General features: G+C 40.6%; 21 protein-coding genes and 1 tRNA gene. 15 read left to right on the forward strand and 7 right to left on the reverse strand.

Features of this window, described 5'->3' with window-relative positions; genetic code table 11:
* Positions 1-159 precede the first annotated feature (159 nt).
* Positions 160-234, reverse strand: a tRNA-Gln gene (locus BLT18_RS07005).
* Between the two features lie 117 nt (positions 235-351).
* Between BLT18_RS07005 and comGA the strand changes: the two genes are divergently transcribed.
* The 10 genes from comGA to BLT18_RS07040 all read left to right on the forward strand — a co-directional run bounded on the left by comGA (position 352) and on the right by BLT18_RS07040 (position 5,098).
* Positions 352-1,398, forward strand: coding sequence for a competence type IV pilus ATPase ComGA (gene comGA / locus BLT18_RS07010; RefSeq protein WP_091272463.1), 1,047 nt, complete (start codon positions 352-354; stop codon positions 1,396-1,398).
* A 3-nt stretch (positions 1,399-1,401) separates the two neighbouring features.
* Positions 1,402-2,430, forward strand: a complete 1,029-nt coding sequence (gene comGB, locus BLT18_RS07015) for a competence type IV pilus assembly protein ComGB (protein WP_091272464.1) — start codon at positions 1,402-1,404, stop codon at positions 2,428-2,430.
* A 12-nt stretch (positions 2,431-2,442) separates the two neighbouring features.
* The gene (locus BLT18_RS18125) at positions 2,443-2,604 is read left to right on the forward strand and encodes a hypothetical protein (RefSeq protein ID WP_175487401.1); all 162 of its coding nucleotides are present in this window, start codon (positions 2,443-2,445) and stop codon (positions 2,602-2,604) included.
* On the forward strand, positions 2,601-2,915 hold the full coding sequence (gene comGC, locus BLT18_RS07020; protein ID WP_091272465.1) for a competence type IV pilus major pilin ComGC: 315 nt from the start codon (positions 2,601-2,603) through the stop codon (positions 2,913-2,915). Before BLT18_RS18125 ends, comGC begins: the two co-directional genes overlap by 4 nt.
* Positions 2,908-3,336 carry a competence type IV pilus minor pilin ComGD gene (gene comGD / locus BLT18_RS07025; RefSeq protein WP_091272466.1) on the forward strand — a complete coding sequence of 143 codons (429 nt, stop codon included), beginning with the start codon at positions 2,908-2,910 and terminating at the stop codon, positions 3,334-3,336. The genes comGC and comGD overlap by 8 nt, the downstream gene beginning before the upstream one ends.
* Entirely contained in the window at positions 3,323-3,643 is a 321-nt protein-coding gene (locus BLT18_RS18130; RefSeq protein ID WP_175487402.1) for a type II secretion system protein, read from the forward strand. The genes comGD and BLT18_RS18130 overlap by 14 nt, the downstream gene beginning before the upstream one ends.
* Positions 3,615-4,061, forward strand: a complete 447-nt coding sequence (locus tag BLT18_RS07030) for a ComGF family competence protein (RefSeq protein WP_175487403.1) — start codon at positions 3,615-3,617, stop codon at positions 4,059-4,061. The genes BLT18_RS18130 and BLT18_RS07030 overlap by 29 nt, the downstream gene beginning before the upstream one ends.
* Positions 4,058-4,417, forward strand: a complete 360-nt coding sequence (gene comGG / locus BLT18_RS07035) for a competence type IV pilus minor pilin ComGG (protein ID WP_091272469.1) — start codon at positions 4,058-4,060, stop codon at positions 4,415-4,417. The genes BLT18_RS07030 and comGG overlap by 4 nt, the downstream gene beginning before the upstream one ends.
* 57 nt (positions 4,418-4,474) lie before the next feature.
* Positions 4,475-4,660 (forward strand): YqzE family protein, encoded by a 186-nt coding sequence (locus BLT18_RS18745; RefSeq protein WP_175487404.1) that lies wholly within the window; start codon positions 4,475-4,477, stop codon positions 4,658-4,660.
* A 198-nt stretch (positions 4,661-4,858) separates the two neighbouring features.
* On the forward strand, positions 4,859-5,098 hold the full coding sequence (locus tag BLT18_RS07040) for a DUF2626 domain-containing protein (RefSeq protein ID WP_091272471.1): 240 nt from the start codon (positions 4,859-4,861) through the stop codon (positions 5,096-5,098).
* Between the two features lie 268 nt (positions 5,099-5,366).
* Here BLT18_RS07040 and BLT18_RS07045 read toward each other — a convergent pair whose 3' ends face one another.
* Positions 5,367-6,005, reverse strand: coding sequence for an MBL fold metallo-hydrolase (locus tag BLT18_RS07045; protein WP_091272472.1), 639 nt, complete (start codon positions 6,003-6,005; stop codon positions 5,367-5,369).
* Positions 6,006-6,163: 158 nt separating this feature from the next.
* Between BLT18_RS07045 and BLT18_RS07050 the strand changes: the two genes are divergently transcribed.
* Entirely contained in the window at positions 6,164-6,334 is a 171-nt protein-coding gene (locus BLT18_RS07050; RefSeq protein WP_091272474.1) for a DUF2759 domain-containing protein, read from the forward strand.
* Positions 6,335-6,611: 277 nt separating this feature from the next.
* Here BLT18_RS07050 and BLT18_RS07055 read toward each other — a convergent pair whose 3' ends face one another.
* The 3 genes from BLT18_RS07055 to BLT18_RS07065 form a co-directional block, all read right to left on the reverse strand.
* A complete protein-coding gene (locus BLT18_RS07055) occupies positions 6,612-7,415 on the reverse strand; it encodes a YqhG family protein (RefSeq protein ID WP_091272476.1) in 804 nt (267 codons plus the stop codon).
* Positions 7,416-7,417: 2 nt separating this feature from the next.
* Positions 7,418-9,046: a DEAD/DEAH box helicase gene (locus tag BLT18_RS07060; protein WP_091272477.1), complete on the reverse strand. Its 1,629-nt coding sequence runs from the start codon at positions 9,044-9,046 to the stop codon at positions 7,418-7,420.
* Between the two features lie 277 nt (positions 9,047-9,323).
* On the reverse strand, positions 9,324-9,704 hold the full coding sequence (locus BLT18_RS07065) for a rhodanese-like domain-containing protein (RefSeq protein ID WP_091272479.1): 381 nt from the start codon (positions 9,702-9,704) through the stop codon (positions 9,324-9,326).
* Positions 9,705-9,901: 197 nt separating this feature from the next.
* Here BLT18_RS07065 and BLT18_RS07070 point away from each other — a divergent pair, with 197 nt between their 5' ends.
* A complete protein-coding gene (locus BLT18_RS07070; RefSeq protein ID WP_091272584.1) occupies positions 9,902-10,738 on the forward strand; it encodes a lipoate--protein ligase family protein in 837 nt (278 codons plus the stop codon).
* 41 nt (positions 10,739-10,779) lie between these two features.
* Here BLT18_RS07070 and dat read toward each other — a convergent pair whose 3' ends face one another.
* A complete protein-coding gene (gene dat, locus BLT18_RS07075) occupies positions 10,780-11,610 on the reverse strand; it encodes a D-amino-acid transaminase (RefSeq protein WP_245705205.1) in 831 nt (276 codons plus the stop codon).
* A 322-nt stretch (positions 11,611-11,932) separates the two neighbouring features.
* Between dat and BLT18_RS07080 the strand changes: the two genes are divergently transcribed.
* The 3 genes from BLT18_RS07080 (at position 11,933) to BLT18_RS07095 (ending at position 16,419) form a co-directional block, all read left to right on the forward strand.
* Positions 11,933-14,515 carry a vitamin B12-dependent ribonucleotide reductase gene (locus BLT18_RS07080; RefSeq protein ID WP_091272481.1) on the forward strand — a complete coding sequence of 861 codons (2,583 nt, stop codon included), beginning with the start codon at positions 11,933-11,935 and terminating at the stop codon, positions 14,513-14,515.
* A gap of 161 nt (positions 14,516-14,676) precedes the next feature.
* A complete protein-coding gene (mntR, locus tag BLT18_RS07085) occupies positions 14,677-15,114 on the forward strand; it encodes a transcriptional regulator MntR (RefSeq protein ID WP_091272483.1) in 438 nt (145 codons plus the stop codon).
* A 414-nt stretch (positions 15,115-15,528) separates the two neighbouring features.
* Entirely contained in the window at positions 15,529-16,419 is an 891-nt protein-coding gene (locus BLT18_RS07095) for a patatin-like phospholipase family protein (RefSeq protein WP_091272487.1), read from the forward strand.
* Positions 16,420-16,423: 4 nt separating this feature from the next.
* Here BLT18_RS07095 and BLT18_RS07100 read toward each other — a convergent pair whose 3' ends face one another.
* Positions 16,424-17,200: a phosphatase PAP2 family protein gene (locus tag BLT18_RS07100; RefSeq protein WP_091272490.1), complete on the reverse strand. Its 777-nt coding sequence runs from the start codon at positions 17,198-17,200 to the stop codon at positions 16,424-16,426.
* Positions 17,201-17,307: the final 107 nt, after the last annotated feature.

The following is a 17,307-nucleotide window of genomic DNA, read 5'->3' on the forward strand; positions in this document are numbered from 1 at the left end:
TTCTTTCTTTTAAAGTACTTGCGTGTTTCTTATATGAGCCGCGTTAGCATAGGTGAGGCAGCGGTGTCGTTAACATATAAAGAAAATATGGCCACCGCCAAGTCCTCAGGTATCGGCGGTGGCCATATTTTCTTTATAATAAGATAAGTATGTCACAGTTGGCTGGGATGGCAGGGTTCGAACCTGCGCATCACGGAATCAAAATCCGTTGCCTTACCACTTGGCTACATCCCATCGACATTTTTTATTATAGCCGCGTGGCAATTTTTTATGCAAAAAAATATCTTTTTTTGAAGGAATTTCAAAAACAACAACGAATATGTATTATGAAATAGAAAGAGAGGTGGTTTATTGTCGAATATTGAATGGGAAAGTACAACATTAATTGAACGTGCCCTGGCTCTTTATGCAACAGATATTCACTTTCATCCTCATGAAAAATATACTTCACTGTTTTTTCGCCTCCGAGGGAAGCTGCAGCTAATGCAGACGTTGAAAAAACGAGAAGCCGAGCGATTAATTGCTCATTTTAAATTCAGGGCAGGAATGGACATTGGCGAGCAAAGGCGTCCTCAAAGCGGATCAATGACGATGAAGCATACATCTCTTCCTGTTAACCTGCGTTTTTCGACGGTGCCCTCATATTTCCATGAAAGTTTATCCATCCGTATTCTCCCACAAACTTCTTTTCTCACATTATCTTCGTTATCTTTTGTACGTCCTGTTATTAACCATTTCAAACAACTGCTCGGATATTCCCATGGGTTAATCATTGTCACTGGACCGACTGGTTCAGGAAAAACAACAACATTGTATACGTTGATGAAAACGCATCAGCGCATGTACCACTCACGTGTTATTAGTATTGAAGACCCTATAGAAATACGAAGTGCGGACTTTATTCAAACACAGGTAAATAATAAAGCTGGATTGACCTATGCGGAAATGTTAAAAGCATCTCTTCGTCATGATCCTGATCTTTTAATGGTAGGAGAAATTAGAGATAAAGAAACAGCGGAGCTTGCGATACGTGCAGCATTAACGGGACATCTTGTGTTAACGACGATGCATGCTCATTCTCCACAAGGAGCGATTCAACGGCTGTTTGATTTTGGTTTTACTCCACAGGATTTAAAAGAAACGCTTCGATGTATTGCCTCACAAACGCTAAAACAACGTTACTGTCCTTTATGCCAACAGGAAAATGTATCCCCTTTTTGCACCCATTTAGGCAGTTCATCCCGTATCGCTTTGTTTGATATTTTAAGTGAAACACTATTACAACATAGTATAGATGAACCAAACCATATGTCTCTTTCTTTTTCTATGGGAGGACAAATGAAAAAAGGAACAGCGCTTGGGTTGTTTAAAAGTGATGAAGAAAGGAAGAAGCAATAATGTATGAAAACGAAATGGCCTAAACAAACTGCTGCAGATGTTTTAATCAAATCAAGTGAGCTGTTAGGACAAGGTTACCCGCTTGATGAAGTATTACAACTTGTTAGTTTTGAACAGAACGATGATATGAAGGAAAGGCTGTATCAAATGCGTCTTGCACTTCGAGCAGGAATTCCGCTTCATGAAGTATTAAAAGAGCAGCTCTTTCCTTCTGATGTTACTGCCTATGTATATTTTTCGGAGCAATTTGGCTCCCTAGAGCAAGGACTGTATGGTGCGGGGGAGCTTTATTTAAAAAGAATACATGCATGGCAGAGTATAAAAAAACTTATGAGTTACCCACTTCTTTTATTATGGCTGCTTGTGTTTGTAGCCATGGTCATGGTGCATTTTTTGTTTCCTCAATTCCGCGCATTGTTTGACTCTCTCCACATGGATTTTCCCTTATTAACCTTAATCATGCTGCAACTATTTCAATATGCTCCACTTCTTTTTCTCGTGCTTTTTTGTTTACTTGGCGTCTGTTTTTTATACTACTTTAAAAGGTTTCGACATTACTCTTCTCAAAAACAAGTTCACTTGCTTTTGCAGGTTCCATTTGTGCGTTCAAGTGTCCGCCTTTTTCTTACCTACTACTTTGCCTTGCAGTTTGGCAGCATGTTGAAAGGCGGCCTGTCTGTGTATGAAGCATTGCAAGTATTTGAAAAACAACACCATTTTCCATTTTTTCAAGATGAAGGCCGTGTGCTCAAACAGCAGTTAAAAGACGGTTATTCTCTTAACGAAGCACTTGCTAAGGCAGACTATTACCGAAAAGATTTAACGCATGTTATCCAGCACGGACAAGCATCGGGAAAGCTCGGATACGATTTGTATTTTTACAGCGAAAAGGTACTGAATGTTCTGGAAGAAAAGACGAAAAAATGGATGATGACGATGCAGCCAATTATGTTCTGTGCGATTGGAATTGTGATTTTGGCGATGTTTTTGTCTGTGTTTTTGCCAATGTTTCAATTGATGACCACGATATAAAAGGAGGACAAAATGTCTTATTCAAAAAAGGAAATATGGCAGGAGAAAGTAGCATATCAACTCGAGCAGATGGAACTGCGCATCCATGCTTTAGAAGAAACAAAGGAAAAGGATATTGTCAGTCTCCTTCAATTGACTGCACGTGAAAAAAATAAAAGGGAGAGGTTTGAATGAGCAGTTCCATTTGGCGTAAACAAGGCTTTACGATGATTGAGATGATGATTGTGCTGCTTATTATTACGGTGCTGTTGTTGATTGCTGTGCCCAATATTGTGACGAACAATCATTTAGCCCAATCTAAAGGGTGTGAAGCTACTATGCAATTGTTAGATGCGCAGGTTGGAGCTTATGCGATTGAATTTAATAAACAGCCGGAATCCTTAGAAGCATTAGTAGAAGAAGATTATGTTGATCGAATAGTTTGCCCTGATGACACACCTTTAACTTTAGCAGATGGGTCTGTTCAAAAAGTAGAAAATGAATAAAGGTTACACACTCATTGAGATGCTGGTTGTACTGCTCATTGTGACAGTTGCAATCAGCATCCCCTTACTATCATTTCAGTCCTACAGCGACCAACGCGAGATTGATTACTTTTTAGATACGCTCGCAGAGGATTTACAATACGCACAGCAATATGCATATGCCCGTCAAAAATATGTATATGTGACAACGACAGAAAACCATTATTATATTCGCGATACCCATCTTAATGTCGATCCTTTAAAACAGAGAAAAATCCCAAAAGGCATAACGTTTGAAGGAACGTTAGCATTGCACGATGTTGCGTATAATGCGAACGGCAATATTAGAAAACCTGGCACGGTATTAATCAATACGCCAAAAGCAAACTACAAGCTGGTATTTCAGTTAGGGAAAGGGCGGTTTTATATTGAAAAGCGATGAACGCGGCATGACGTTAATCGAATCCATCGCAGCTTTAGGCTTACTAATGTTTTCTGTGAGTGCGCTGCTCCCTCTCCTTTTTGTTTTGCAAACAGAACAACAAACACTCATGCAGGAAAGAAAGGCGCTCCATTTATTAGAGAAAAGTGCCTTAATTGTGCAAACGCATGGCAATGACGAAAACCTGCGCAATAGTGGTCCATTCGAGGTTCATACGACAAAAACAGGGGAAGGACTTGACATCTGTGTGGAGTGGAAAGGAGAAAACAGCCGGTCTTATGACAAATGTATGTATGTACTGCCGTAATACAAAAGGAACGACCTTGATAGAAGCAGTAGTGGCATTTGCAATTGTCCTCGTTTGCATAGCGAGCATTGTGTTGTACATTCCCCTGCTGCAGGTGAAACCAGATCAGCCGCAGGAAGTTCACATGTTTTTTCAGCAAATGAAAGAAGACATGAAAGAAGCTGTTGCTATAGAAGCAAGCGGAAATGGGCTGTACATTTTAGATGACAAGCACCGTTACCGGTATTATGTATCTAATGCCAATTTGGTTCGAACAAAGGATGGCCGGGGATATGAAATTGTATTGCAAGATATTTCCCGGATTAAAGCGAGTGAGAAACAATATGGAGCAGATATTATGATAACGGACCGAAACGGCAGCAAGTGGCATACGTCCCTTGGATATTGGGCTGCTCCACTTAAGGGGGAAGAAACGTGAATGAAAAAGGAGCTATGATGCCGCTTGTGTTAATTATTGTTTTGTTATTTTCTGGTATGCTTTTGTTTTACATTAGTGTCTATCTCAATCAAAAAGAAAATGTAGCGAATGAAGAAATAGTATTGACGCTGGAATGGCTGCTTCGAAATGCGGAGTCCAAAATGATGAAGCATGGAGACTTAGAGACGGAGAATGGAGTGTATCAATTTCCTGACGGCAGTGTGTACTACAGCAGCACAGTTGTTTCAGACGATACGTATCAAGTGACTTTGCGCGCGGTAGATGACAAAGGAAATGACAGAAGGCATTCTTTTTATGCAGACAAAAGAGAAGAAGCTGCCATAGAAATGGAATAAATGTCGGTACGGCGGGCTATGCTAAGGATAGCATGAAAAGAGAAAGGATCGTCTATTGTGGAACCGAATCCATTTGTAAAATATATTACACAACAAATTGTAGAGGCTCTTGATAATCGTTTTAAACGGCCATCAAAGCATACTCGTTCACATAAACATGGTAATTTTTCTACAAGGTGGTTTGGCATGCTTCCCCATTCGCTGCGCATAACATGGCGAAAAATGAAAAAAATACGCAGCTGAAATGTGTGTTAATCTTTCTGTATAACTGTTTACAAGCGGTATCTCTAAAAAAGAAGTGTTCATTAAAACATTTACAAGTATTGATGGACTCATATATAATAAGAAATAGTTATTTATTATCCTTTATGGAGCAATACTAGAAGCAAGGCATTAACGTTCTTGCGAGCTGTATTACGTAATAGCAAGGGGGGTAGTGACATGGATCGTATGTTTCGCATGATGGGGTTTTGGACGGCTGTGTTTGCTGTGTTGTTTTTTGTAGGTGACATGTTTAACATGGCGATTTTATTCTTTGCACAAACAGCTGGTTTCCTGGCACTTGGTTACATGAGACTTACTGAGCGCATGTATATTTATATTTTTGGTGCTTATTTGACTGTATTCTTTGTCGGATTTACGTATTACACGACTTTTATTATGGAACCAGGCTTTCACTAATTTATGGCATTTGAAAACAGCTACATACTAAAGAAAAAAGGAAAAACAAGAGCAGTGGATGCTCTTGTTTTTCCATATGTAGAGAAAACATATATGACACTGTGTTAACCATTGACACTTGCTGTTTACTTATAATATACTGAAAGCATATTGTAAGAACATTGATATGGGAGTCCCCCTCCCCCTCATAGTTCATTTTCAATACGATTTACTCCCCTTGAAAATCTCCCTCCCCCGGGGAGATTTTTCTTTTTATTTTTGCCTCTCGTTATGAAAATCCATTTAAAAATGGATTGCTGTCCATTTCTGCTTCGATAGAAGTCACAGGTCCATGCCCGCAGGCTACGGTTGTATTTTCAGGCAATTCCAGCAATGTCTGGTGAATAGATGTTAGTAAGGTTTGATGATTTCCTCCTGGCAAATCAGTTCGGCCAATACTGCCTGAAAACAAGACATCGCCAGAAAAAACAACTTCTGTTTCTTTGTGGTAAAAGGAAATACTGCCAGGCGAGTGGCCAGGTGTTTCATACATATCCAACGTAAAACCTCCAACGTTAAGAGAGCTGTTTCCTTGTAAAAGGTGATCAGCTGGTTCTGTTTGAATCGGAGAATCGGGCAGGAAGTGAATGGATCCGTTTTTACCGGGATCTGTCAGCCAATCTTGTTCTTTTTCATGAATGTATACATCAATGTTATAGGTTTGTCTTATATCACTCACAGCACCGATGTGATCAAAGTGAGCGTGTGTTAAAAGAATAGCAGCTGGTGTGATGTCATTTTTACTTAACCAAGACTTTAGAACGTGAGCGTCGCCGCCTGGATCAAAAATAACAGCTTCACGTTGATGGTTAAACAGCACATAGCAATTTGTTTGTAATGGTCCTAAAGGTATTTGTTTCCAATTCATGGTAAGCATCCCCCAATTGTTATAAATATTTTAGTATCATTATAGCAGTATCGAAGAATAAGTGAAAATTAATGATGCATGTCTCGATAAAAAAGGGTATAATAAGAATGACATAATTTGCTGAAATGGAACGATTACATAAAGGGGGGGAAAACTCCATGGCTTTTGGCATTATGATGCTTTTTGTTGCCATTCTTTGCGCTATTGCCGTAATCCGTGAAGTGAAAGAAAGAAACTTCCTTGCGGTTGGTTTTGCTGGGATATCGTTTTTAGTTTTCGGTTGGTTCTCTGTTATGACCATTTTTGTCAGCGGAGCCCCGGAAATGTAAAAACAGCACATGATTTTAACATAAAAACGAGGCTGTACAGCCTCGTTTTTTATCGTATATCAAGGCTGGCTCATACCTAAAACAGGTTATTCCAAAGCCGAACAATAAGGTATGAAAGTACAGCCGAAGTGTTGTCAGCATACGGAGGCGCCCGTGGAGAGCGGAGGATATTGACGGAGCAATGATAGAAATTACTATGGGAAACAAATAATCCGGATTGATTGTAATAAATCGTCCGGATTATCCTGTCGTTCCTATTCGTTTGTTTCAGCCTCTTTTATTGTATATCGGATGGAAGAGAAGAGTCGCCTAAATAAAACAGCCCGGAGTTAATGATGCTTACGTTAATCTGTGGTTGATAGCGCTCGATGATGGCTTGTTTTTCCTGTTCGTACTCTTCTTTTGGCTGAGAAGAGGAGGTATGATAGGCTTCTAGGATGTGCAGCTCCTCTTTCATTCTTTTCCAGGCATTCTCTGCCCAATCCCCTGATTCTTCGGATAATTGTTGCTCTAGATAGCGCTTCATTCGCTGCAAACCGCTGGTTGTTTGGATGAGTGAGTGCATTGGAAATGAATGCGCTGGAGTGAGATTGTGAAGTGACTTTTGCTTTAGTTTCTCCATCATGTTATCCACCATCTGCCCATGAATAAGCTGCAAGCCGAAAGAATAAATACTGTCTTTTCGCTGATGTGATGCATACGAAACTTTCACATTGGCCAGCAGCCACGGAAAGAGAGGGGTTGGCTCTTTGGCTGCCTCAGTCTCTTCGTAAAGAATTGTCCACGTTCCTTTCTGTTTGGCGCTAGTGAAAATTTGGTGCAAGCGTGGAGAACCGAAATGCAGATATTCAGCTTTTTCCTGCTTTTCTTTTTCTCCTTTTGTTATAAACGTCAGTGTCATCGGCTGCGGCACACCGCCGGTTTTTTTGATGTACTGCCAGTAAAACGGCCGGTTCATGAGTTGTTGGTCGAGTTCTTCCGTCAATTGAACTGTTAATCGTTTGTTGTCATCGTGAAGAATATCCGCGTCATTTGCGCTGAAATATCGCCGGACGAATTGGTGAAGGGCATGTTGCTCCATGCTTACCCACCTTCCTTTTCATTGGTCTCTTCCATAATTGCGGATAAATGATGCAGCTTTAAGGCAATTTCTTGTTCAGAGTCGGACGTGTGAAGGGCATCTGTAATATATCCTTCTAACGAGGAATAGGCTGTTTTGGATAAAATCTCATCCAGCTCTCCGATGACGTTTTCGAACAGTTTTATTTTTTCATACAGTAATGAAAGGATATGTTCTTCTACTGTGTTTTTTACTGCAAAGTTATACACTTCTACATCACGTGTCTGCCCCAGGCGGTGCAGACGTCCGATTCGTTGTTCTAGCCGCATCGGGTTCCAAGGCAGATCGTAGTTAATAATTGTGCTGCTGAATTGAAGATTAATTCCTTCTCCAGCGGCTTCGGTTGCAATCATTACTTTTGCACGGTTTTTAAACAGCTGCTGCATCCATTCTTTTTTGCTGCGCTTAAATCCCCCGCGAAATGGCACAGACGTAATGCCATGCTGCTGCAAGTACCACTGTAAAAACAATTGTGTTGCGCGATATTCAGTAAATACCACAACTTTCTCGTCTGTTGCATTGATAATGTCCAGTGCTTGTTCAGCTTTGCTGTTGACGGCCATTGATTGGATACATGAAACCAAATGTTCAAAAGTGGCCTGCGAAATATCTTTGCGTTCGTATAAGTTCTGCAGTGTCATATAGGCAGCTTCTTTACTGCTGCAGGCTTCGCGTAAAAGGGTGGTGGCTGTAAAACCATGGATCATGTTCTTAGGATCATTTTTCAAATCAAACAGCGTGTCGTAAAAAACTTGTTCTTCTGGTGTGAAATGCACGTAAGTCGAATGCACATTGCGTTTTGTCCACTTTAAGCCGGTTTGATCGCGCCGATTTCGTACCATGACTTTTTGCACAATATGTTTCACAGCTTCTTGGCCTTCTTCTTTAAAGAGAGTTTTGAATTCATCCATGCTGCCTAAAAGTCCTGGTTTTAATAAATTAATTAAATGATACAGCTCACCGGGGTTATTTTGAACAGGGGTTGCGGTTAACATCAAACAAAATTTCTTTTGCAGCTGGCGGGCAAAAGCATAGTTTTTTGTTTTAGGATTTTTTAATTTATGGGCTTCATCAAAAATAATCATATCGTATTGCTGATTCAGCACAATTTCTCGGTGAGGCGGGCGTTTTGCAGTGTCAATCGATGCTACGACGATATCAGCTTCTTCCCATACATATGTTTTACGCTGTGTGACCGCCGGAATATAGAATTTTTCATTAAGTTCTTTGGCCCATTGACCAGTAAGAGAGGCTGGAGCGAGAATCAACACTTTTTTGACTAAACCTCGAACCATATATTCTTTTAAAATAAGTCCTGCCTCAATGGTCTTGCCTAGTCCTACTTCATCAGCAAGAATAGCTTTTCCATCCATTTCTTCAATGACACGTTTGGCAGTTTTTTCTTGATGATCATAGAGTGTTAAATTTGGCAGGTGGTGTTGGCACAGCAAGCCGTCAAAAGAAGGACTTGATGTGTATTGTTCAGACTCATAAGCTAGACAAAATTGTTCCCATGAGGATATTGAGCGATTTTCATAGTTTTTATTGTCTTTTATTTCCCAATCTGAAAGAAAGTTGATATCAATCTCCATCGTATTCGCCCCTTTTTGTCAAAGAATCGAAAAGTAATTACCCTCATGACAGCATATAAACACAGTCATTATAGTATGGCTTACATGAAAATACTTTTATGCATCATTTGAAAACTTTTCCACTCATGGAAGAAAAAACAGACGATGAAGGCAAGTAGAGGAGAGATATAAACAAGGGAGCAATAAACACACGCTCTGTGAAAAGGGATTCTTTCTTATTAATCAAATTTCAACGTAATGGCATAGAAAAAAGGCTGTCAACGTTACAGCCTTTTGTTCATTTCTTTTTAATTTTACCTGTCCATTTTCTAAAGCCTTTTTTCAACTGATAAATATCTTCGGTACCGCGCTGCTTTTTAATGAGACGCGCTGCTTGACGGCTTCTTGCACCAGACTGGCAATACAAGTAAACAGGTTGATCATCGCGAACTTCATTGACGCGTTGCTTTAACTGAGACAGCGGAATATTTCTTGCCCCAAGAATATGACCGCCATTATATTCCCGTGGCTCGCGTACATCAATTAACTGTGCCTTGCGATAACCTTTTTTAAACTCTTCTTGGTTGAGATCCGTTAAAAATTTCGGATTTACAAATCGCCGTACAATCATCACAGCGAGAACGGCCATGAGTATTCCCCATAAAATCCATGTCAGCATACTAAGTTTCCACTCCTTTATTAGGCTACATGAAGTATTATAATCATGATTTTATTCGTACGCAAAACCTTTTCATCAAAAGATAGTGTCGAGGCACGAAACTTTTGTTTTTTGATAAGGTTTGATAGACTAACTTTTGTTAAGAACGTTTGGTTTTTCCGATTTTGTATGGAGTCACAGAAAGAAAGGTGAATGCTTTGGAAAAGGAAACGTGGTATTTTATTGATTCGAAAAATTGTTCGCCGGCTTATAATATGGCAATGGATGAGATGCTTTTGCACTGGCACAGTCAGGGTGAAATACCACCAATTGTTCGTTTTTATGATTGGAATCCTCCAACGTTATCGATTGGATATTTTCAAAAAGTACATAAAGAAATTAATGTAGAAGCAGTAGAAAAACATGGCTTAGGCTTTGTGAGAAGACCGACCGGCGGGCGCGGCGTTTTGCATGACAAAGAGTTAACATACAGCGTCATTGTTTCCGAAGAACATCCGCAGATGCCTGCTACGGTGACAGAGGCATATCGAGTGATATCAGAAGGGATTTTACAAGGATTTCGCTATCTGGGCCTGGATGCGTATTTTTCTGTGCCACGCACGAAAGCGGAGGAAAATGAATTGAAAAATCCGCGTTCAGCCGTTTGTTTTGATGCACCATCGTGGTACGAGCTTGTTGTGGAAGGCAGAAAAATTGCAGGGAGCGCGCAAACAAGACAGAAAGGTGTCATTTTGCAGCACGGTTCTATCATACTAGATATAGATGAGGATAAGCTGTTTGATCTGTTTCTTTACAAAAACGAGCGTATTCGCCAAAGAATGCAGCGTGCGTTTAAAAGCAAAGCCGTGGCTATTAACGAGCTGCTAGAGACCCCTGTGGACATCGAACAAGTCTCGGCTGCGTTTCACAAAGGTTTTGCCAAGGGGTTAAATGTCGATTGGGAGCCGTATCAATTAACACAGCAGCAAGAACAAGAAGTTTGGGAATTAGCGGAAAAGAAATATGGAAACGATGAATGGAATTTTCGCCGATAACAAAGCGGTTCCTCTGCTATGGAACCGCTTTGTTATGGATGTTAACAGCTGAATGAAAAACCTTGTTGAAGCTGTTCGGTAACAGGACCGGTTTTTATTTTCATGTCGATATCTCCTTTTATTTGATGCACAGGGGTTACTTCAAGGGATGTACTTGTCGCAAATACTTCATCCGCTTCTTGAAGCTGTTCTAAAGAAAAGGCCGTTTCGTTCACACAAATGTCTAATTGTTTTGCCTGTGCGATGGTGTATTGTCTTGTAATACCATTTAAAATGTAATGGTTGGCTGGATGCGTATACAGCACACCTCGTTTTACCATGAATATATTTGAAGAGGAGCCTTCTGTGACGATGCCATCGCGATGCAGCAATGCTTCTTGGCAGGCATGATCTTCTGCCTGGCGCTTGGCCATCACATTGCCAAGCAGATTGATGGTTTTAATATCACAACGTAACCAGCGTATATCTTTGGTTGTCCACAAAGATATGCCTTCTTTTTGTGTGCTGCCGTCTTCGCGTTTTTTCGTAAATCCTGTCATGACAGGCGTGATGTCCCGAGAGTATAAGTGATCTCTCGGCTGTTCGCCCCTTGTCATTTGGATATAGACGTATCCGTTGTTTATGTCGTTTTTTGTTATTAGCTCCTTGGTTTTGTCTTTGATAGAAGAGAGCGAATATGGAAGCGGCATGTCCAGCTCATGAGCGCTTCGGGCAAAACGCTCCATATGTGCATCCAGTAAAAACGGCTGGTGGTTATATATGCGGATGACTTCATAAATACCGTCTCCAAAATAGTAGCCTCGGTCGTCAAAGTGGACATATGCGTCGCTTTTTGGCAAAATGTGATTTTTTAACCATACATATTCCATCATTTATAACCTCCTTTTTGTACTTTATTATCTCCGCTTTAAACTGTAACATAGAATTTGCTGTAAAGCCGATACTAGGGACAGACACAGCGCAGGTAGTAAAAGAAATAGCAAGAAAGAAATTACTTCAAATTCAGCAGTGAGAAAAAACAGATACAACATTGCTTCATTATTCTCGTTTTATCGCATAATCTGGTAGTTGCGTGTTTTCTATATATCCATATATAGTATTACTTACTTAAATATAAACACAATATATTGATTTGAGAGAAAAAATTATGGTAAGCTGTACATTACCAAACATAAGAACGGGGAGGAAGAATATATGGGTGCTACCGTACAAAAGGAAATGAAAGTAGATAAGGAATCGTTGAATAGAGATATTGAACTATTTCCCCAAGTTCATCCAGTAACAGATGATATGCACATGACAAAAAAGGGCGTATCACGCTTAGTCATGCTCGATCGTTATACATTTAAAGACACAGAGAAAAGAACGCTCAAGGCAGGGGACTTCGTTGTTCTTACCGTAAAAGAAGATCCAAAATTTCCAGCACGCGGGTACGGGTTTGTTAAAGAACTGAATTGGGATGCAAGTGCGGCTGAAGTACTGGTGGATGAAAGTTTTCGTCACGTACTTGATGATGAGAAAGAAAGAGAGTCCGGGGTTGTAAACCGCTCTTTAGATGTGATAGAAAAACCGCTGGAAATCTTTTACGAACAAATTGCAAAACGTAATGCTACAGGTTTAGCGGAAGTAGAAACGACCGAAGAAAAACAGCAGCAGTCCTTTGAACGCTTTTATGACGAATTAGTAAGCATGAACTTTATTCCGGCTGGACGTGTGTTATATGGGGCTGGCGCAAAGACAGACGTAACGTATTTCAATTGTTACGTGATGCCGTTCATTGAAGATTCGAGAGAAGGAATCTCAGAACATCGTAAGCAAGTAATGGAAATTATGAGCCGTGGAGGCGGTGTTGGTACGAATGGATCCACGCTTCGCCCGCGTAATACATTAGCACGTGGGGTGAACGGAAAATCCTCTGGTTCCGTGTCTTGGCTTGATGATATTGCAAAACTCACTCATTTAGTGGAGCAGGGTGGATCACGCCGCGGAGCGCAAATGATTATGCTTGCAGACTGGCACCCGGATATTCTTGAATTTATTATTTCTAAAATGCAAAATCCGCGCATCTTACGGTTTTTACTGGAAAATACAGAAGATGAACAAATCAAGTCGCTGGTAAAGGAAAAGTTAAAGTTCACGCCGTTAACGGAAACAGAAGAAGCGCTGTATCAAGGTGTTTTAAACTACAAACATATTCCTGGACAAGGCGGGTTTGACACCAAAGTCATTCAAGAAGCGGAAGAAAAATTAAGAAACGGTGGTACGTATTCGGTTAATTCACCAGAATTTCTTACTGGAGCTAATATTTCCGTCTGCTTGACTAATGACTTTATGGAAGCGGTAGAAAATGATGAAGAGTACGAGCTGCGGTTTCCAGATGTTGAAAATTACACGAAAGCAGAGATGGATGTATACAACCAATATTGGCAGGAAACCGGTGATGTAAGAGAATGGGAGAAGCAAGGCTACGGAATTCGCACATATCGGACAATCAAAGCAAAAGAGCTGTGGAAGCTTATCAATATTTGTGCAACGTATTCAGCAGAGCCTGGTATCTTCTTTATCGATAATGCCAACGATAAAACGAATGCGCAAAGTTATGGTCAAAAAGTTGTTGCTACAAATCCATGCGGAGAGCAGCCGCTTGCCCCGTATTCTGTTTGTAACCTAGCCGCTGTCAACTTGGCAGAAATGGCAGATAAACAAAATAACACCGTCGATTTTGACAAGCTGAAACAAACAGTAGAAACAGGTGTGCGGATGCAAGATAACGTCATTGATGCTACTCCTTACTTTTTGGAAGAAAACACCAAACAAGCAAAAGGAGAACGACGCATCGGCCTGGGTGTGATGGGACTTCATGATTTGCTGATTTATGCACAAACCAAATACGGATCCAAAGAAGGCAGTCAGCTGATTGATGAGATATTTAAAACCATTGCTACAACTGCTTATCGTACGAGTATAGAGTTAGCGAAGGAAAAAGGCAGCTTCCCTTATTTAGTAGGGGACACAGAAGAAGAGACCAAACAGCTGCGTGAAGCCTTTATTAATACGGGTTATATGAAGAATATGCCAGAAGATATTCGTGAGTCTATCTTAAAGCATGGCATCCGCAACTCTCATCTTCTTACTGTGGCACCGACCGGGAGTACAGGAACGATGGTCGGAGTCAGCACCGGTCTTGAACCGTACTTTTCCTTCAAGTATTACCGCAGCGGACGTCTCGGTAAATTTATTGAAGTACATGCGGATATTGTAGAGGAGTATTTGCAGCAGCATCCAGAAACAGACAGTAACAATCTGCCGGATTTCTTTGTCTCAGCGATGGATTTGCCTCCGGAAGCACATGCAGATGTACAGTGTGTCATCCAAAAATGGGTAGACAGTTCTCTTTCTAAAACAGTGAATGCACCGCGTGGTTATACGGTAGAACAAGTACAAAAAGTATACGAGCGCTTGTATCGCGGGGGTGCCAAGGGCGGAACGGTATATGTAGATGGCAGCCGTGATGCCCAAGTATTGTCGCTGAAAGCCGAAGAGAACGATTTGGATGATACACAACAACACCAACAATATGATGAAGCCAAAGAAGCGGATACGACAGAAAGCAAAGTGGTGCTTGTTGATACGATTAAAGATGTGCGTTCGACCACGATTAATTTTGGTAACGAAATTGGGGATACGTGTCCAGTATGTCGTGAAGGAACGGTAGAAGATATTGGTGGCTGTAATACATGCACGAATTGCGGAGCACAATTAAAATGCGGATTGTAATGGAAAGAGCTAAAGAGAGGGGTATCCCTCTCTTTTTTTGCAGAGAAAAGGAAGCTTCTGGTGATTGTGGAAAAACAGAATATATTGTACACTGAATAAAGCATGATTCGATTGATGATAAAGAAAGGAACTTTTGTAAGTCCCGTATTGGAGGAACCAGGATGCCTACGCCAAGTATGGAAGATTACTTAGAACGAATATATCAATTAATAGAAGAAAAGGGATATGCTAGAGTATCTGACATTGCCGAAGCGTTAGAAGTGCACCCTTCTTCGGTAACAAAAATGGTACAGAAACTCGATAAAAAAGATTATCTCGTGTATGAAAAATACCGGGGGCTTGTTTTAACATCAAAAGGGAAAAAAGTAGGTAAACGCTTAGTTTACCGGCATGAGCTGCTAGAAGACTTTTTACATATTATTGGTGTTGATAAAGCGTATATTTATGAGGATGTGGAAGGGATTGAGCATCATCTTAGCTGGGATGCCATTGATCGAATCGGAGACGTCGTACAATTTTTTCAAGAAAAAGAAGAGCGCATTCGTCTATTAAGAGATATCCAAAAGCGGAATGAATGGAACGAAATCGAAGAAACGTAACCTGCCAAAAAAGGCAGGTTTTTTGTTGGAATTATTGTCATCTTCTCTTAATCTCTATCCCCCAAGTCCGTAGAGTGCAGCCGCCGTTTTTCTCGTCCTTTCTTTTTTTCTGAAATAATCCTTTCTCAAAGAGGAAAAAATCCCCCCTATATCCATCCCGCATTTGTATGAGAGCCTTATGATTCATCAGAAGGAAATGTGCAGACAGGAAAAAAGAATATACGTGCAGCAGCTGAGTGTTTTCTTGTTGCATTCAGCGGTTCAAGCATTGATCACAAAGTGAGTATCCATTGGCTGATACAAATGTGTGTCTTCATCATCCGAATCATATTGGTAAAGCTGCTGGGAAAATCAAACACATCCATTCCATATAGGCCATAGTATAAAGAAACAATAGGTGTGGGGAGAGGGTTTATGAGGATTGATGGTGTATTTGCTGGTGGTGGTGTGAAGGCGTTTGCGTTTTTAGGGGCAATGGAAGTAATGGAAGAACGGAGGTTTCAATTTGAACGGACAGCAGGAACCAGTGCCGGTGCACTAATGGCTGCTCTTGTGCAGGCAGGTTACACAGCAGAAGAGCTAAAGTCGATATTATTGTCGTTAGAAGTTAGCGACCTGCTGCAAAAAACGAAATGGATGCGGCGTGCTCCATGGCTTTCGTGGCTGTCTGTGTATTGGAAGTTAGGATTGTACAAAGGCGATACGTTTGAACAATGGGTGAAAGGGCTGTTGGCGGAAAAAAACATTTATACATTTCGTGATTTACCAAAAGGCAGTTTAAGAATTGTTGCCTCAGATATTTCTTCAGGAAAAATGATGGTTTTGCCAGATGACCTTGAAGACTACGGCTATAATCCAGACAGGTTTCCTGTGGCGCTGGCTGTAAGGATGAGCTGTATGCTGCCTTATTTTTTTGAGCCAGTTAAACTAAAGAGCAGGCAAGGGAAAAAGCATATTATTGTGGACGGTGGTATTTTAAGCAATTTCCCTATATGGCTTTACAGAGATCCAGTTTCTGGTTTATGTAAAAGACCTGTTATCGGTTTTCAGCTGTCCCCATCACTAAAAGAGATGGAACAGCACAAAATAAACAATGCGGTAGAGTTATATCAATCATTATTTGATACGATGCGAAAAGCACATGACTTGCGTTATATGGCAGAGAACGACGCTCAAAACGTTGTCTTTCTTCCCATTGAAGATGTAAAAACGACAAATTTTGATTTAACGATAGAGCAGAAAGAAAAGCTTATTAACATTGGACGGACAGAAACAAAAAAGTTTTTAAAAACGTGGAAGTGTTAACAAATCAATGCATGAGATGTTTGGTAACATGGGATTGGCGGTATAAACCGGTCTTTACAGAAAGAATTGGCAAAAGCAATGTCAGCCATAGTCCAATCAAAATAGCGTGTACAAATGAAAACAACGTCGTAGGAGCGAAAAAGATGTTCAGATAAGCGATAACAAACAGCCCGCTAATTCCAATAATACAGGTGATCCCCCTCTTCCACATAACGGTTGCAAATTGCATTCTGTTTTTAATAAGTTCCATGTTGTAGCCGATCCCCCCGCCTAACAATAATCCGGCATAATACGCTCCTTCTGGAAATAAAAGCAATAAAGCCGAAGGGATAACCATCGTAAAAGAGAAAATAATGGGTTGAGGCACGCTGCTAATCCAATCAGAACGATAAATCAGATAAACAAAGAAAGATCCTAAAAGGATGGCAACGATAACATCCTGTACGGAATACCCTCCATATTGCATTTCCGTAAACGAAAGAGCGGCAATTAATAAACACGCAAGCAGCGTATAACGCTTGTCAGATATTTCTGGTATTAAAAATCCCCAAAATGCTGTGGCAATTTGAACGTCTTTGGGAGGGAGAACAGAACTAACTGCGTCTGATGATGGCGTGGGGATGGTATGGTGCAAAAAATGGTTCGTGTATGTGGATAACGCAAAAATGATCAGCAGCTTGATGCTGAGATGTTTATCCACTGACCAAAAAACAAGGGCAATAAGGAGTAAAAAGAACCAATCATTACTTATAAGTGCTGCTGTATTCATCGCCCATTCCATCCTGTATTCCCTTCTTTCGTTTTGGAAAATGAAATAAAGAAAACTGGGCCGCATGCCAAGCCTTTAAGTACAGATGATGGTTTCGCTGCACGTATACAGCTTTTCAC

The organism is Alteribacillus persepolensis, assembly GCF_900099605.1.
GTDB lineage: Bacteria > Bacillota > Bacilli > Bacillales > Marinococcaceae > Alteribacillus > Alteribacillus persepolensis.

Bases quoted from the DNA above. Each gene is read 5' to 3' on its own strand.
- comGB (WP_091272464.1), top strand. From the start codon at position 1,402: ATGAAAACGAAATGGCCTAAACAAACTGCTGCAGATGTTTTAATCAAA.
- BLT18_RS07095 (WP_091272487.1), top strand. From the start codon at position 15,529: ATGAGGATTGATGGTGTATTTGCTGGTGGTGGTGTGAAGGCGTTTGCG.
- BLT18_RS07100 (WP_091272490.1), bottom strand. From the start codon at position 17,200: ATGGAATGGGCGATGAATACAGCAGCACTTATAAGTAATGATTGGTTC.
- BLT18_RS07080 (WP_091272481.1), top strand. From the start codon at position 11,933: ATGGGTGCTACCGTACAAAAGGAAATGAAAGTAGATAAGGAATCGTTG.
- dat (WP_245705205.1), bottom strand. From the start codon at position 11,610: ATGATGGAATATGTATGGTTAAAAAATCACATTTTGCCAAAAAGCGAC.
- comGD (WP_091272466.1), top strand. From the start codon at position 2,908: ATGAATAAAGGTTACACACTCATTGAGATGCTGGTTGTACTGCTCATT.
- BLT18_RS07045 (WP_091272472.1), bottom strand. From the start codon at position 6,005: ATGAATTGGAAACAAATACCTTTAGGACCATTACAAACAAATTGCTAT.
- BLT18_RS07040 (WP_091272471.1), top strand. From the start codon at position 4,859: ATGGATCGTATGTTTCGCATGATGGGGTTTTGGACGGCTGTGTTTGCT.
- BLT18_RS18125 (WP_175487401.1), top strand. From the start codon at position 2,443: ATGTCTTATTCAAAAAAGGAAATATGGCAGGAGAAAGTAGCATATCAA.
- comGC (WP_091272465.1), top strand. From the start codon at position 2,601: ATGAGCAGTTCCATTTGGCGTAAACAAGGCTTTACGATGATTGAGATG.
- BLT18_RS07065 (WP_091272479.1), bottom strand. From the start codon at position 9,704: ATGCTGACATGGATTTTATGGGGAATACTCATGGCCGTTCTCGCTGTG.
- BLT18_RS07030 (WP_175487403.1), top strand. From the start codon at position 3,615: ATGACAAATGTATGTATGTACTGCCGTAATACAAAAGGAACGACCTTG.
- BLT18_RS07060 (WP_091272477.1), bottom strand. From the start codon at position 9,046: ATGGAGATTGATATCAACTTTCTTTCAGATTGGGAAATAAAAGACAAT.
- BLT18_RS07055 (WP_091272476.1), bottom strand. From the start codon at position 7,415: ATGGAGCAACATGCCCTTCACCAATTCGTCCGGCGATATTTCAGCGCA.
- mntR (WP_091272483.1), top strand. From the start codon at position 14,677: ATGCCTACGCCAAGTATGGAAGATTACTTAGAACGAATATATCAATTA.
- BLT18_RS07050 (WP_091272474.1), top strand. From the start codon at position 6,164: ATGGCTTTTGGCATTATGATGCTTTTTGTTGCCATTCTTTGCGCTATT.